This is a genomic window from Chitinophagales bacterium (assembly GCA_041392475.1).
Lineage (GTDB): Bacteria > Bacteroidota > Bacteroidia > Chitinophagales > UBA2359 > JAUHXA01.
Map to the genome: position 1 here is coordinate 1457032 of JAWKLZ010000002.1, position 14806 is coordinate 1471837.

At 35.1% G+C, this 14806-nt stretch carries 16 protein-coding genes; 6 read left to right on the forward strand and 10 right to left on the reverse strand.

The window, feature by feature from the left end; all coding sequences use genetic code 11:
• Positions 1–215: 215 nt before the first annotated feature.
• Together thiL and R3E32_19200 are read right to left on the reverse strand one after the other, a co-directional pair.
• Positions 216–1265 carry a thiamine-phosphate kinase gene (thiL, locus tag R3E32_19195; GenBank protein MEZ4886863.1) on the reverse strand — a complete coding sequence of 350 codons (1050 nt, stop codon included), beginning with the start codon at positions 1263–1265 and terminating at the stop codon, positions 216–218.
• Positions 1266–1371: 106 nt separating this feature from the next.
• Complete coding sequence (locus R3E32_19200; GenBank protein ID MEZ4886864.1) at positions 1372–1986, reverse strand: hypothetical protein; 615 nt, start codon at positions 1984–1986, stop codon at positions 1372–1374.
• 254 nt (positions 1987–2240) lie between these two features.
• Between R3E32_19200 and R3E32_19205 the strand changes: the two genes are divergently transcribed.
• Positions 2241–3101 (forward strand): AraC family transcriptional regulator, encoded by an 861-nt coding sequence (locus R3E32_19205; GenBank protein MEZ4886865.1) that lies wholly within the window; start codon positions 2241–2243, stop codon positions 3099–3101.
• A 74-nt stretch (positions 3102–3175) separates the two neighbouring features.
• Here R3E32_19205 and R3E32_19210 read toward each other — a convergent pair whose 3' ends face one another.
• Positions 3176–4510, reverse strand: a complete 1335-nt coding sequence (locus R3E32_19210) for a Fic family protein (protein ID MEZ4886866.1) — start codon at positions 4508–4510, stop codon at positions 3176–3178.
• Complete coding sequence (locus R3E32_19215) at positions 4507–4836, reverse strand: DUF2087 domain-containing protein (GenBank protein MEZ4886867.1); 330 nt, start codon at positions 4834–4836, stop codon at positions 4507–4509. The genes R3E32_19210 and R3E32_19215 overlap by 4 nt, the downstream gene beginning before the upstream one ends.
• Positions 4837–4995: 159 nt before the next feature.
• Here R3E32_19215 and R3E32_19220 point away from each other — a divergent pair, with 159 nt between their 5' ends.
• Positions 4996–5676 carry an RluA family pseudouridine synthase gene (locus tag R3E32_19220; GenBank protein ID MEZ4886868.1) on the forward strand — a complete coding sequence of 227 codons (681 nt, stop codon included), beginning with the start codon at positions 4996–4998 and terminating at the stop codon, positions 5674–5676.
• A gap of 32 nt (positions 5677–5708) precedes the next feature.
• Here R3E32_19220 and R3E32_19225 read toward each other — a convergent pair whose 3' ends face one another.
• The 3 genes from R3E32_19225 to R3E32_19235 form a co-directional block, all read right to left on the reverse strand.
• On the reverse strand, positions 5709–6467 hold the full coding sequence (locus R3E32_19225; GenBank protein MEZ4886869.1) for a DUF6577 family protein: 759 nt from the start codon (positions 6465–6467) through the stop codon (positions 5709–5711).
• Between the two features lie 114 nt (positions 6468–6581).
• Positions 6582–7658 (reverse strand): nucleotidyl transferase AbiEii/AbiGii toxin family protein, encoded by a 1077-nt coding sequence (locus R3E32_19230; protein MEZ4886870.1) that lies wholly within the window; start codon positions 7656–7658, stop codon positions 6582–6584.
• A gap of 93 nt (positions 7659–7751) precedes the next feature.
• Positions 7752–9929: a Z1 domain-containing protein gene (locus R3E32_19235; GenBank protein MEZ4886871.1), complete on the reverse strand. Its 2178-nt coding sequence runs from the start codon at positions 9927–9929 to the stop codon at positions 7752–7754.
• 685 nt (positions 9930–10614) lie between these two features.
• Here R3E32_19235 and R3E32_19240 point away from each other — a divergent pair.
• The gene (locus tag R3E32_19240; GenBank protein MEZ4886872.1) at positions 10615–10812 is read left to right on the forward strand and encodes a hypothetical protein; all 198 of its coding nucleotides are present in this window, start codon (positions 10615–10617) and stop codon (positions 10810–10812) included.
• Between the two features lie 106 nt (positions 10813–10918).
• Here R3E32_19240 and R3E32_19245 read toward each other — a convergent pair whose 3' ends face one another.
• From R3E32_19245 to R3E32_19255, 3 genes are all read right to left on the reverse strand, one after another.
• Positions 10919–11701, reverse strand: coding sequence for an enoyl-CoA hydratase-related protein (locus R3E32_19245; GenBank protein ID MEZ4886873.1), 783 nt, complete (start codon positions 11699–11701; stop codon positions 10919–10921).
• Positions 11702–11933: 232 nt separating this feature from the next.
• Positions 11934–12365 (reverse strand): cobalamin B12-binding domain-containing protein, encoded by a 432-nt coding sequence (locus tag R3E32_19250; protein ID MEZ4886874.1) that lies wholly within the window; start codon positions 12363–12365, stop codon positions 11934–11936.
• Positions 12343–12576 carry a hypothetical protein gene (locus R3E32_19255; GenBank protein MEZ4886875.1) on the reverse strand — a complete coding sequence of 78 codons (234 nt, stop codon included), beginning with the start codon at positions 12574–12576 and terminating at the stop codon, positions 12343–12345. Before R3E32_19255 ends, R3E32_19250 begins: the two co-directional genes overlap by 23 nt.
• 135 nt (positions 12577–12711) lie before the next feature.
• Here R3E32_19255 and R3E32_19260 point away from each other — a divergent pair, with 135 nt between their 5' ends.
• The 3 genes from R3E32_19260 to R3E32_19270 all read left to right on the forward strand — a co-directional run bounded on the left by R3E32_19260 (position 12712) and on the right by R3E32_19270 (position 14773).
• Positions 12712–13671 (forward strand): DUF58 domain-containing protein, encoded by a 960-nt coding sequence (locus R3E32_19260; GenBank protein ID MEZ4886876.1) that lies wholly within the window; start codon positions 12712–12714, stop codon positions 13669–13671.
• 63 nt (positions 13672–13734) lie between these two features.
• Positions 13735–14400, forward strand: a complete 666-nt coding sequence (locus R3E32_19265) for a hypothetical protein (GenBank protein ID MEZ4886877.1) — start codon at positions 13735–13737, stop codon at positions 14398–14400.
• 16 nt (positions 14401–14416) lie between these two features.
• Positions 14417–14773: a hypothetical protein gene (locus tag R3E32_19270; protein MEZ4886878.1), complete on the forward strand. Its 357-nt coding sequence runs from the start codon at positions 14417–14419 to the stop codon at positions 14771–14773.
• The last annotated feature ends 33 nt before the right edge of the window (positions 14774–14806 follow it).

The window sequence follows — 14806 nt, forward strand, 5'->3', positions numbered from 1 at the left end:
ATCGCCCACTTTTTTTGAAGTAAAAAAAAAAGTAGCATTTTTGAGTCCAAAGAATAGTTTTTTACTAAAAATAACGCTAAAATAACTTTTTTTTTAGCAAAAAAGTTCCTTCAAAATTTGGTTTATTATAAAAAATCATTGTAAGAGATAGTAGGGAAATACGTTTGCAGTTGAAAATGTTAGAACAGCAATCACGAATAACCAGTCTAAATTCGTTAAATATGCTTCCAACCTTGGGCTATCAACTCATGCTGTTCTCCTTTTTTCGTAAAGAGGTACCGCCCTTTATTGGCATCCGTAATGCGTCCGATAATCGAAAACCCTTGAATTTCTTCCAAACGATCGGCATCCTTAGGGCTTACTGTGAACAATAGTTCATAATCTTCCCCGCCACTCAGCGCACAAGTAATGGGAGGTAAACCCATTTGCATAGCCGTTTTCAAGGTATCAGGATGTATGGGAATATTTTCTTGAAAAATACGACATCCGACATTCGATTGGTCGCAAATATGCAATAAATCTGATGACAAACCATCCGAAACATCAATCATTGAAGTAGGTTTGATCTTCATATTTTGTAGAATATCAATAATATCATTGCGGGGTTCGGGCTTCAATTGACGAGCAATCAAATATTTAGAAGCAGTCAGGTCAGGTTTCATATTAGAGTCCGCTATAAACACTTCTTTTTCACGCTCCAAAATTTGCAGGCCCAAATATGCGCCCCCCAAATCACCTGTTATACAAATCATATCGCCTACCTCTGCAGTATCTCGATACACAATTTCATCCGCTTTCGCCTCGCCAATTGCCGTAACGCTAATCACCAAACCCAAACGAGAAGAGCTTGTATCACCTCCCACTAAATCAACGCCATAAGCATCACAAGCAGCATGAATACCCTCATAAATTTCTTCTAAGGCTTCCACTGTAAAACGACTCGAAACAGCAATAGAAACCGTAATTTGGCGGGGTATGGCATTCATCGCAAATATATCAGAAAGATTGACTACCACAGACTTATAGCCCAAATGCTTCAAAGGTGTATAAACCATGTCAAAGTGAATACCTTCTACCAACAAATCTGTAGAAACCACTGTCACCTTATCCTTTTCATAGTGAATCACTGCTGCGTCATCACCAATACCCTTTAAAGTACTCGTATTGTTTTGGCGGGCATTTTTATTCAAATGCTCAATCAAACCAAATTCCCCTAATTCACTGATAGGCGTTAGTTTTTGTTGTTCAGGATTGTTACTGCTCATAAGATAGGAATGTTTGGACAAAGATAAATATAAAAAAGCCATTGAAGCAAAAACTCCAATGGCCATACAAACAAAATGCTTTATAAAACTTTACTACTAATCTTTCTTATCGAACAGAGATGTATTCATAAAAAGTTTCGCCTCCGTAGCTCATCACAAAAGTATAATTACCTTGCTGTAAGCGTTTAAGATTAAATGTTTTCTCAAATTGATTCGTGCTATTGGATGCAAAAAGATTGTCACCATCCTGAGTAAGCATTTTTACTTCAATAGTACCATCCGCTACAACATTCAATAGAGCCATTTGCCTGCGTGCATCGTATTGAAAAGTAGGTTTTTGAACAGTTTCTTTTTTATACTCCTTCAAAATAACCTCTTCAAAATCAATACGAAAAGCCTGCTTCGTGATTTTCTCATTGTCTTCAATAGTAATATAGTAAATGCCGTTTGGCAAACTATTCACATTCAATTCTTTAGCAAATCCATCTTTACCTTTAGCTCTTTCACTGAACAAAGTAAAGTCGTTTTTGTCCTTCAATGTTATCATTACCTTAGGACTATCTGAGTAAGGAATACGAACAGAAATGCTCTTATTGCCGTTGTCTTTTTGAACCACTGCAATGTGCGATACTACTCCAAAAGGATTAGCAAAAGTCATTGAAGTAATGAACATTAAAGCACTTATCATCATACTTGTGAAAATTAATTTTACGTTTTTCATGTTACGTGAATTTTAAGTTTTTAAAAAAAAAGAACTTTTTAGTTTTGAAATGGGTTATATCACCTTGCTATCGGTGAACTTAAATTACCTTTGTATTATTTTCACTGCAAAGGTACATTGGCGCACAAGACCTCACTACTACTATATTGACAACTTGTAGTGCTAAATTAACCCAGATTTGATGTTGCTTACCCAAACAATTGAAAACCAGACTACAAACATCAAATTTGTATTTTTTCACGAAACTGAAGCACATGAAACCAGTATTAGAAACTATTCAACCCAGTTTTGGCAGCTCTTTCGCTGTCCGTAAATTTCACACTCAAAACAACCAAAAACCACTTTGGCATTTTCATCCCGAATATGAACTCGTATATGTTGCTAATGGTAGCGGCAAACGACATATCGGGCAGCACATTTCGTATTACCGCAATGGTGAATTGCTCTTACTCGGCCCAAACCTACCCCATTTGACATTTGCAAATCAATCAGGACAAGAACAAACAGAAATCGTCGTACAGTTAAAAGCTGATTTTATGGGGAGCGATTTTTTGGATACACCAGAAATGATGGCTATTCGTCAATTGCTGCACAAAGCAAAGGGAGGCATTTCTTTTCCTTCAAAAGTAAAAAAACATATTGGCGAACGATTGGAGTATCTACTTCAATTGCCTCAATTCTCTAAACTACTGTGTCTATTAGACATTCTTCAAGAATTAGCACAAGTTACAGACTATCAATTATTAAACGCTGAAGGTTTGACCGTAGAGGTAAATGTACAAGAACGTGAACGAATGATTGTGATACATGAATACATTCAAAACCATTTTGAAGAAGCCATCACCCTTGACGACATTGCCCAAGAAGTTCACATGACCGTTCCTGCCTTTTGCCGTTACTTCAAAAAGCTAACCAACACGACTTTCACCAAATTTGTCAATGATTTTCGCATTGCTCAAGCCTGCAAATTGTTGGCGGAGGAAGATACCTCTATTGCAGGGGTAGCCTTTGAAGTGGGATTCAATAATTTATCTCACTTCAACAAAATGTTCAAAGAAATAATGGGCAAAAGTCCAACGGAATACCGTGAGGAAACGGGGGGATTTGTAATGTAGTTTTGAACACGAAGATGCACATTTTTTTTTACTGGGAGTAAAATTGAACAAACAGACGAGGAGGCGGAGAGGTTTTATAATTGTATGTTGGTTTTTTGTTGGATTTCGATTAGTATGGATTCGGCTGTAGAGTTGATAATTTGTTTGATTTCTTCTTGGGAAAGTTGAAAACCATATTTTCTTTCAATAGGTTGAATGTTTACATTTGATATTTGTAAATAATAATGGTTTGTAAAGAGAATTATATTAATATTTTTTTTTACATCAAATAAAATCTGTTTGCTCATATTGAATTTCTCCCAAACAAAATATATACGTATTCCTTCTATATTTTTTTCTTCAAACGCCTTTTTGATATGGCGAACAAAATTTTCTTTATAATCTATAAAAGTATTTATTTCTAAAGTATGATTAGTTTTCAAGAATAGATCATTAAATTGAATTAGTTTTTTTTCAAGTCCATCAATTAAAGGCTTTAATGATTTTTCAAACAATTCTTTTTGTACTTCAATGTTTCTTTCAATAGGCCTTTCTTCAATTTCATTCTGATTCTTCAACTGCAATTTCAACAAAGCAATTTTTTTATCCAAATCATCCGATTCACCAATATTTTCACCTTTTGCCCCTCGTACATACAAGTCGGTAGATTCCAACAAACATTCACCTACAAAAAGAATGAATTTTTCCAAATCACCTGCGTCCGCCTCACCCAAAGCTGCCAAATATTCACTACGCTTTTCCATTTTGATAATAGCAGGAGGATATCCTCCACGCATTAAAATCAAATTCATCAAAATTCTCGACATCCTCCCATTTCCATCATCAAAAGGATGAATTTTGACAAAGCGATAGTGAAACGTAGCTGCCAAAACCAAGGGGTGTAATTTTATTTTTTCCTGTTCGTACCACCGCAACAAATCATCTACCATTGCAGGAACCTCTTCGGGTAGGGCATAATGGTAAATTTCACCTGTTGATGTGCGAACATGGTTGGGGCTTGTTTTGTATGCCCCTATTGAGATTTTCTTTTGGACGATTTGACCTGTTGGAGTAATGGCAGGAGAATCATAAGATTCCTTCAACAATGTTTGGTGGAGTTCTCGGATAAAATGTTGCGTAAGTGGGCGGTTTTCTTTTACTATTTCTTCAATCCACAGCAAAGCCTCATTGTGCCCTTTTACTTCTCGATGGTCTTTGTAGGATTTTCCTTTTGCAGTTAAATCAAAGAGAATGAGCGAAATGGTTTCACCCAACGTCAACTGATTTCCTTCAATCGCATTGGAATGGTAATTCCACCACAGCCGAAATGTTTGCTTAATTTTCGCCTCCCGTTCGACAGAAATTGGTCGAAGTGAATCCAACTCTTTTTTTAGGTCGTCAATTTGTTGAATCAGTATTTGCAAGGTCATTGTACCAAAAAATTTATGTTTATCTTATTTTTTACCCAATATGCTCGACAATCTTGCGTTCTATCCAACAGTTTGCTGCTGAACATCATACGCCTCAACAAAGCAGGGTCGCCAAATGTATGGTGTTGATTCAGCAACACATTGACCTCCTTTTCTGAGTAGTTTTTGTCGGCTTCAAATTTGGTAATCAAATATTGCAGTACTAGCTGCTTTTTACTGTGTTTGGTGGGCCACTGTTCAATTTGCAGGTCTTCATTGAAGAAAGTGACAATGGGTTTGTATTGTTCTCCAATTTTTGATAAGACAATAGATTTTGTTGATTGCATGAGAGGAAGTGTTTTGTGGAGGTAAATGAAATAGAATCAAAATTAAGTTTTAATTTTGAGAGTGCATAATTAACCCTTTTGCGCCAAAATTAGTTCACTTATATGTTTTTTGCCAACAGTATTATTTATCCAATCAGTGATTTAACTTCAATTCTACCAATGAATTTACCTTTCGATATACTCTACGAAGACAATCATCTCATTGCTATCAATAAACCTGCAGGAATGTTGGTGCAAGGCGACAAAACAGGCGACATACCCTTGAGTGAGTACGTCAAACAATACATCAAAGAAAAATACAAAAAACAAAACAATGTCTATCTTGGCGTAACGCATCGCATAGACCGTCCTGTTTCAGGAGTTCTGCTATTTGCTCGAACCAGTAAAGCATTGGCGAGACTCAACAAAATGTTTCAAGAAAAAACCATCCAAAAAACCTATTGGGCAGTGGTCAAAAACCATCCTCCCAAAATGGAGGATACTTTGGTGCATTACCTCATCAAAGATCAAGTTCGCAACAAATCAAAGGCATATCCTACGGAAACAAAAGGTACCAAACGAGCTGAAACCCACTACAAATGGCTACACAGCTCCGACAATTACCACCTACTCGAAATGAAACCCTTAACAGGCCGACACCATCAAATAAGGGTGCAATTAGCAGCAATTGATTGCCCCATCAAGGGCGACCTTAAATATGGCTTCAAACGCACCAACAAAGATGCCTCGATTCACCTTCATGCCCGCCAAATCGAATTCATACATCCTGTCTCTCAAGAACCTATTGTAATCACTGCGAGTCCTCCCAAAGAAGTAGTTTGGGATGCGATGGTGTCTTAGGTGACAACAACAATCAACTGTTGTTCAATATTTTAAAAAATCGTGGACAAAACCTTTTCATCCACCAATTCCTCTAAAAGAAACCTCACTCTTTTCTGCTTATTTCTTCTCTTAGCATAGCTCCACAAAGTGCTGAAATTAAGCGCATATCGGTCAGTAGCATCCTCATAAATTCGGTCCAATTCTCTGCCTTGATAGATATAGTAAATATGTTTGTCTGCTACTAAATCCACCAATAGTTTTTCTAAAGTAGGAATGAAAATGTTTTCTACCTCTTGAATAGGAGCCCGACTTACAAGTGGTTTGATAACTATAGATTTTTCTTGCCCCAACACATAATCTTGCATCAATTGTTTATTCGGATTCAAAAAAACATTTTGATATCCTTCGTCTCGGAATTGGTGAAAAACAGGTTCTAAAGCCTCTTTATCAACTTCAATAACGTACAGAAATTTGATAAACTGATGCTTGGTAAAATAATTTAGCCATTCAGTGCTGCAAATCGAATGTGCCTCCAATACAAAACCGTTGTTTGCAATACTATAGATTTTCTGAAAGTAGCTACTGAAATAAGGTTCAAATATTTGCTTGGTTTTCAGTGTATAGATTCCCCTCCCAACTACTTGTATTATGCCTTTATTCTGCAAATCATGAATTCTCCATTCTATGGTTTTCTTAGAACGATTGGGTTCTAATTGCTTGTAAAAAGTAATCACATCTTCTTTTGTAAGGTAAATTTTTCCTTCAATGTATTCCTCAAACTGTAGTTGTATGTAGTTTTCTGCAGCCAAAAAATTAGTGTTTTTGTGAAAAATAAACCATATTTCTCCAGTTTTATCATTTTTTGGAAAAATATGATTTTCAAAAATACTCCAAAAATTTATTTTTTTGGAGAAATATTGAATTTAGTTGACTAAATTCAATAACTTCAGTGCCTCATACCAATATGCAAAAGCTTTTGTTGGTTGTTTCTTCTGCTTGTTCAAAATACTATAATTTTGATTTGTGATGAATTCCGTTTTGTAAGGTTTGTCAAATTTTGGAATTGGATTCAAATCATTTGCTTTAATTTTGGCAGCTAAGTAAGCCGCCTTACCTGCTGCTTCAATTGCATGTTCTATTCGGAACTTAGTAGAAGGTAAATGACTATCTACACTTTTAATTCCATCTGATAACTCTTTAATTTTTCCAATATCATTGGTTTCTTTGTTTCTGTCACGTTTTGCAAGCAACAAACCTGTTTCAATAATATCATCCAAAACATCCTCAATAGTTATTTCTTGGTTTCTATAGCCGATTTCTTTGAGTACGGTATTGGTAAATGACTGAACAACAATGCCCATGTCATCTGCTATCTCAAATAATAAACCTACATCAAACAACTGCTTGATAATTTCCATTGACTTATCAACTTGATAAGGTATGCCTGTCGTATTGGGAGCATAAGCGGTTAGTTTGTCTCCCAAAATAGATTCAATTGTTGGAACACAAACTTGTTGAGGAGGATTGGAATCCGACAACAACCATTGTGATTCAATTGAAAGTATTTGAGTTTTGGGATAGGGCGATTGTTCAAACAAAATATCCAATAAAACTTTATCTTCCTTCTGCCCAAAATGTCCTTCATAAAAGAAAGCATAGTGTGCTTTTGGAATTTTGCCTCTATCGCTTTCTCTTTTTTGTCGTTCAAAACGTTTGAAATGAGAATTTTGAATAATTTTTTCAAATGCGTTCTCCAATTCCTCGTTTGTATGTTCAGTAATAATGTCAATATCTATGGACAATCTATTGAAGTTGGGTAGTAATAAGGAAAGTGAAGTTCCTCCTTTGAATATGAAATTCAAGTCGAAAATCCGTAATTGCTCCAATAATCCCAAAGCATGTATCATTTTCTCCAAAACCGAACGATTGATTTTGGAATATTGACTTTGATTTTTAAAGCTTTCAATGTGTTCTTTTGAAAATGTATTTGATGAAATCATTTGTCATTTTGTTTTTCAAAGTAAAGATGAATAGCACCTTGTAGTAGTTAATTTTTTGTCAAGGTGCTATATTCATTCTTTTACTTTATCAGTTTAGTTGCAAACTTTGTTTGCGAATATTATTGCCTCCGTATTTTTTGGAGCAATTAAAATGGGCCACCAAAAAGGATGATTACTTTTCCAGTTTTTCTCTTTCCTTCCGTTTTGTCGTAAGAGTATGAGAGAAGGAATATCTTTTGCCATTTTACGAGCAATTGTTCCTTCACTTGTGGGTTCACTAGCGGTATCAGGCGAACCTTCAAATCTACCATCACCTCTGAACCGATTTATTTCTCTATTATACCTAACGACAATATAAACATGGTTTTTTATAGTTTCATCTTTAGATTCTGAAGATAAATATCTCATTGTTGCTTTAAATTCTTTGACATCCCATTTGTATCCGTCTTCAAATTTTAGAGTTTTTCCAATATTATCAATAATATTTTCAGCTTTGTCAATTGAAATCAACTTAGCTTCTTCATAGCTAGCGTTCTGCCAAATAGAATCTATTGTTGTGTCTAATTTTGAAACAATTGGTTTAAGTTTAGCTTGTGTTATTGTCTTGAAACCTAATGGAAGTAATCTGCGATGTGGATGTATAGTAGTTGTATCTGAAAGCAGTATTTTATTCGGAGAGCAAGGCAAGATATTACCATTTTCTCTCCTTATAAAAACTACTTCTTGATGACCTCCACTTTTGAAAGCATTTCTCAGAGACTCATCAAATTTATGCATCTTATGCATAGCCTCATAAATGTGTGTTGCAGTATAAAATCGAGTAACAGCTAAATCTTCTTTTGGACGTGCACCATACATTCTTGAATGTTGTGTAACAGTATCTTGCTGAAACTTCTTTGGGCTTCTACCATAGAAAAATCCAATTAGATTTTCGATTGTTAAGCCTCTATCCAAAATCTGCCCACCAATGAATATATTAAATGGATTATTTAGTCTCAATTGTCCATTATCATCAAGTAGCGTTTCTATAGAATTATCAGAATTGACTACATTGTAACCTATGTATTCATTTTGGATAGCCTTGCATACAGCTTCGAATATATCCTCTTCTGAAGGAATCCAATTGCGCATAATTTCTAATGAAGATTGCAAATCAGTATGGGCATCTTTTACTAATTCTTTTAAAGTTGCTACATCCTCATTCAGTAAACTCTCTAAACCATGCCTTAATGCTTCAACCAACATTCCCTGCCATTCATGACGTTTCTTTTGTCTTGCAATGTGAACAACAAAGCTAAATTTCTTTTGACGCTCTTGATAATGTTTATTTTGTAATCTTCGAATACATCCTCCTACAATGAAGGTCATAATAGCCTTCCGAAAAATACGTAAATTAGGAGTAGTAAGAATATTATTGATATACCTTAAATCTTGTTTTTCCAGTACGCCTATTTCTTTATTTGGTACAGGTTGGAATAAATAATAAGCTAAATCTGACGAATTGGTACTTGCTTCTCCAAAGTATGTTTCACTGCCAATATATTTATCATGAATAGGAACCAATTCGGTAAAAGCTGGTTTTAATGGTTTTATAGTAAAGTTGCGTGGTTCATAATTTTCTGGTTGTAGATATAAACTTGCAGGTGTAGCGGTAACTTGTAAAAAACCACATGGAGTCTCTAATGATTTTCTAAAATCACTAACTTGCTTCGTAATGACGTTTACTTTAGTTCCTTCTCTTTTATTTTTCCTAAAACCAATACTTGCATAATCTGCCTCATCATCAACAATCAAAACTTTTTTGTGTAGCAAATCAGGATAAGTCTCTGAAAATGCTGTATCTAATCTTCTAAGGTTATCATCCTCTTTTTTTACTACAAAAATTAACTTCTTACCTCTTTGGTATCTGGTCAATTTTTCAGGAAGAAACATGATATCATAAACTTCCAATTCATCTTGATTATTAATGAAATAATCAAACTCAGATTTTAATCTACGAAGTGTTTGACGAGCCAAAGCTTTAGTTCCTTTAGTAAATACAATAGCAACATCATATCCATTATCAAAAGCCAAAGAAATGACTCCTATAAAAGTTCTCGTTTTACCACTTTGAATCTTTCCAAGTAACATACCTAGTTTCTCAATAGTAGTTTCATTATCCAAAAGCTTTTGGACAGTGTTTTCAATACATCTTTTCGATTCTTCTGAATGAAAAGTTTTTTCTTGGTTTTTGGTGTAGAATTCACCATTTCTTTTTAATTTTAAATTCATTTTTAAAAAATTTAAATTGTTATTTAATATCGCCTCACTAAATCTGGTACATTTAGCGAGGCTTTTTTATTTTACTTTCCTCAAGGATTTCTCTTCTCTCAGAGAAAAAACTCCTGTTTAGATATTACTGTAGAAGTTGCCAAAGAGATCCTCTCATACTTTCGAAGATGAATATCTTTATCATTTCTCCTCTTTTAAATACAAAAGCAACATACTCTACAGTCATGTTGCTTCCAGTTTCGAATCTTTTAAAATTTATTTTTTCTTTCTATAGATATATTTCTTTAGTTAAATAATATTATTCGAAGCAAATGCATCAAATAATTATGTCTCTGATCTATGTAAAAAGATCATTGTTAATCTTGTCAACAATGATTTTTTATAGATAAAAAACTGTAGACGAATAGTTGACTGTAGTTATTATTTAGATATTTACAATCATAAAAAATAACTGTATGTCAATTAGTTGCAATGCAAATATAAGCCAAATAATAGCAGCTTGCAAATGTTTCTGTAAATAAACAATGAAGTAAAATAAAAATTAATATGGAAATTGCTTGTAGTTATTTAGCTATTGTTAAAATTCGGCTAAAAAATATTTTTTTTGCATGAGAAAAAACATAAATGCAAAAGTGTTTTCAATAAGTAAAGTCATAAGAATAATTTTATACCCATCATTCTTACTATGCTAATCCTATTCCTACAAATAAAAATACCCAATTCCGAAGCATCTCCACTTCAAAATTGGGTATTCATTACATTCTCTTTATCTCACTTCTCACCTCCAACGAATCTACTCCTTCCGATAAACCGACACCTCTCCAATATAAGAAGTCGCCGTTTCCATCGTAATCCTTACATAACGACTCGACTCACCACGTGAGCATTCCAAATACCATTGTAGCGAAGGTCATCCACAAACAACAGAATCCAATTGCCAGGCTCGCCAATCGAAATGGTACAATTATCTGTATTCCCTGAATTGTAGCTTACTTTCCTATAAACTCCGCCTTCCTTTTCTCCAAAAACGCCCCTGTTCCCTCTTTGAAGTCTTCGGTATCAAAACAATGTCCGAAAGCATTGATTTCCACTTCAAAACCATTGCGGCTTTCATCTGCAACAGCATTAACACAATCAATCGTTTGTGCCACAGCAATTGGCCCTTTTGTAGCAATTTTTTGAAGAATGCTGTTGCACTTCTCCAACAGTTCATCTTGTGGTACCACATAATTGACCAAACCCAACTGCAAAGCAATCTCAGCAGCAATCATATCAGCGGTCAATAAATATTCCATTGCCTTGGTCTTGCCAATCAACTGCACCAAACGCTGTGTGCCACCATATCCTGGAGGCAATCCCAAGTTCACCTCTGGTTGTCCAAAACGTGCATTGTCAGACGCTATTCGCATGTGGCAAGCCATCGTCAATTCACATCCGCCTCCCAAAGCAAATCCATTGACGGCTGCAATGACTGGTTTTGGATAGCCTTCAATATAATCCATCACTGAATGGCCATTGGCTGACAATTTTTTAGCTTGTTCTCCATTGAAACTGGAAAACTCGGAAATATCGGCTCCTGCTGCAAAGGCTTTTTTGCCTGATCCTGTCAAAATTACGCCTTTCACCGCATCATCATTGCGATGCGCTATTAGTGCGGCTTTGATTTCCTGCAACAATTGAGCATTGAGCGCATTGAGTTTATCGGGGCGATTGATCGTAATGGTGAGAATATAGTCTTCGATTTGAAGGAGAATGTATTGGTAGTTTTCCATTTTTTTATATTTGAATTGCTTATCTGTTTCTGCCACGCCATCGGCGTAATCTGTTTAGTAACTCTAATAAAATAACCTCATAATTTGGCATAAAGGCTTTTGAAGTTTTTTCTTTACAAAATATTGATTTTCATTATAAAGACAAATTTTTGAACTAAAACTTCAAAAGTCTAAATCGGGAAATTATTTTATTGGTAATCCTTCTAATCTGCACCATCAGCGTAATCTGCGATCAAAAAGCACGATGTTCACTAACCCATTCACTGATATAATCCACAATATCGGTCATTTTAGTACCAGGAGGAAACAGCCCACCTACACCCATTTCTTGTAGCGTTTTCATGTCCTCTTCAGGAATAATTCCACCACCTGTGAGCAAGACATCGTCCATTTCCTGTTCTTTCATTAATGCCAATACTTTGGGAAAAACGGTCATGTGTGCGCCAGAAAGAATACTGATGCCGATGACATCCACATCCTCTTGCAGTGCTGCATTGACCACCATTTGAGGAGTTTGGCGCAAACCTGTGTATATCACCTCCATACCTGCATCTCTAAAGGCAGTTGCAATTACTTTAGCTCCCCTATCGTGACCGTCCAAACCGACCTTTGCCACCAAAACACGGATGGGTCTTTGAAGTTTAGGATTCATCTTGTTCGTCATTGATGTTCGTTTTTATTCCTCCCTTGCGAAGTTCTTCTGTATCTTCTCGATCTTTGAGTTTTTTGTCATCAACGTGCTTGTCCAAAAACTCATTGATGGCATCAATATCTAGATTGGTTTTGATTTCTCCAAATTCATTGACGTTAATTTTGTAGTCTTTCAAGTCCTCTTTACTGAATGATTTTTTAACAATCTTTTTTTTGTTCGACACGTTTATTAAATTTTTAGGTTTTTGATAGAAAAAAATAGTGCCTATTTAACGATATTGACTGTCGTTTCGTTCCTAATATTTTTTCAAATTGACCTAAATTTTCATTTTGATTGATTTCTAACTAATTTTGCCTACATGGAAACCAGTGAATTAATAAAAAAAGTTCGTAAAATCGAAATAAAAACGAAAGGATTATCCAATCATATCTTTTCGGGAGAATATCACAGTGCCTTCAAAGGGAGAGGAATGTCATTCAGTGAAGTGCGTGAATACAGTTTTGGTGATGACATCAAAGCAATAGATTGGAATGTGACCGCTCGCTTTAATACACCTTATGTCAAAATCTTTGAAGAAGAACGAGAATTGACAGTCATGTTGTTGGTGGACATGAGTGCTTCTGCTTTTTTCGGCACAGCTAATCAAATGAAAAATGAGATGATTACCGAAATTTGTGCTGTTTTAGCTTTCTCTGCAATCAATAATAATGATAAAGTTGGCGTTATATTTTTTAGCGACAAGATTGAAAAGTTCATTCCGCCTAAAAAAGGTAAGGCACACGTTCTAAGAATAATCCGAGAACTGATTGAAGTGGGATACAGTGACCTCACATTGCAGGAGAATAAAACGAAAGAATCTGCTTTTCAACAAATAAAGTCGCTTTTTCAAGCCAAAGCAAAAAAAGAAACACCTACTACAAAAACAGATATTGAATTGGCATTGAAGTATTTCGGCAATGTAATCAAAAAAAAATGTATTGCTTTTTTATTATCGGATTTTATAGACGATCATTACGAAAAATCACTCAACATCGTTGGGCGCAAACATGATTTAGTAGGGATTCGCATTTACGATCCCCGTGAACAAGAACTTCCTTCTGTTGGTTTGATACGGGTGAAGGATGCAGAAACGGGACACACAATTTGGTTGGATACTGCAAACCAGGCTGAAATGAAAAGGTATAAGGTGAATTACTTGAAAAATGCTGATAATTGTAAACAGATTTTTTCTAAAAGTGGTGCAGATTTAATCAGTATTCCTACCAACCGTCCTTATGTGAAGTATTTAATGAATTTTTTCAAAAAAAGAGGCAACTAAGAATAGAACATGAACACACATATATATAACATCATAATTTTACTTTTAGTATTATCTAATTGTATGACATCGGCACAAAACAGTACAGAAGAACCTGGTACTATTGGCCCTGCTTCGAGTCTCAACATAGATACAAGTCCGATTGGTGCAAGTACTAAAATAGAAGATAAAAAAGATTTTTTGTCTAAATATGAATTTTATACTGCATTGCTTAATGCGCTACCCTTTGGTTGGCAATTGAGCGAAAGAGAGTCGAATATTATTATTTCACGAAGCGATGTAACTATCCAAAAAAATCCTCTGACTATCACCCCTTCAGACCCTATCTTGGAGGAACAACAGGCAAATTTACAATACGGAAAAAAAACATATGAATTAGTGCTTCGATTCGAATCTTATCCCAAAGCGCAATACCTGAGTTCCAAAGAACGATTTGGAGATGTAAATAGTCAACTAGAAAAGTTGGAAGAAAAATATGCAGTGGCAGAGATGAAATTGGATGATGGCACAGGTTGGTACATTGCCAGAAATAAAGACCAGAAGAATAGATTGGTGTTTTTCCACATCGAGAAAGCAACTTTAGAAGAACAACTCAAACCTGTGCCAGCACTATATGTAGAAAATTATGCGGTTCATATCGAAAAAGAATCCTATTTTAAATTATTCCCTTCGATTGTTGAGTCTCAGTTGAATTCTATCATTCAACAAATACACTCTTTGCTAAAATGATAAATTGTCTAATCCTATGAAAAACCTACTATTCTTATTCTTGCTTACTGCAATCACTTCAATAATGACTGCACAAATTCCCAAAGAATCTATTGAAAATCAAACCCCAGAAAATCAAAACAAGATAGAATCGCAGGAATGGTATCAGATTCACCTCGAAAAACCCATTCAGCGAATTGAAGAAATTTTCTACGACAATGAAGAAAAAACGCCCATTGAAAACGAAATTTCAAAAGATAGACAAAGCATCATCCTAAAAAACTACTCTAAAAAAGGACGCGTGAAAGTCCGTTTGGTATTTGAAGATGGTGGCGAAGTAATCGAAACAATCACCAAAAGCTCTTGTTTTATTGATCCAGTGATTCCTTTGTGAAAATTATTGCAGAAGTCACAGAATAAAAGCCCA

Excerpts from the sequence above, each read along its gene's own strand:
- R3E32_19240 (MEZ4886872.1), top strand. The coding sequence starts at position 10,615 with ATGCTAATCCTATTCCTACAAATAAAAATACCCAATTCCGAAGCATCT.
- R3E32_19230 (MEZ4886870.1), bottom strand. The coding sequence starts at position 7,658 with ATGATTTCATCAAATACATTTTCAAAAGAACACATTGAAAGCTTTAAA.
- R3E32_19265 (MEZ4886877.1), top strand. The coding sequence starts at position 13,735 with ATGACATCGGCACAAAACAGTACAGAAGAACCTGGTACTATTGGCCCT.
- R3E32_19270 (MEZ4886878.1), top strand. The coding sequence starts at position 14,417 with ATGAAAAACCTACTATTCTTATTCTTGCTTACTGCAATCACTTCAATA.
- R3E32_19210 (MEZ4886866.1), bottom strand. The coding sequence starts at position 4,510 with ATGACCTTGCAAATACTGATTCAACAAATTGACGACCTAAAAAAAGAG.
- R3E32_19220 (MEZ4886868.1), top strand. The coding sequence starts at position 4,996 with ATGAATTTACCTTTCGATATACTCTACGAAGACAATCATCTCATTGCT.
- R3E32_19245 (MEZ4886873.1), bottom strand. The coding sequence starts at position 11,701 with ATGGAAAACTACCAATACATTCTCCTTCAAATCGAAGACTATATTCTC.
- R3E32_19215 (MEZ4886867.1), bottom strand. The coding sequence starts at position 4,836 with ATGCAATCAACAAAATCTATTGTCTTATCAAAAATTGGAGAACAATAC.
- R3E32_19235 (MEZ4886871.1), bottom strand. The coding sequence starts at position 9,929 with ATGAATTTAAAATTAAAAAGAAATGGTGAATTCTACACCAAAAACCAA.
- R3E32_19205 (MEZ4886865.1), top strand. The coding sequence starts at position 2,241 with ATGAAACCAGTATTAGAAACTATTCAACCCAGTTTTGGCAGCTCTTTC.
- R3E32_19260 (MEZ4886876.1), top strand. The coding sequence starts at position 12,712 with ATGGAAACCAGTGAATTAATAAAAAAAGTTCGTAAAATCGAAATAAAA.
- thiL (MEZ4886863.1), bottom strand. The coding sequence starts at position 1,265 with ATGAGCAGTAACAATCCTGAACAACAAAAACTAACGCCTATCAGTGAA.
- R3E32_19250 (MEZ4886874.1), bottom strand. The coding sequence starts at position 12,365 with ATGACGAACAAGATGAATCCTAAACTTCAAAGACCCATCCGTGTTTTG.
- R3E32_19200 (MEZ4886864.1), bottom strand. The coding sequence starts at position 1,986 with ATGAAAAACGTAAAATTAATTTTCACAAGTATGATGATAAGTGCTTTA.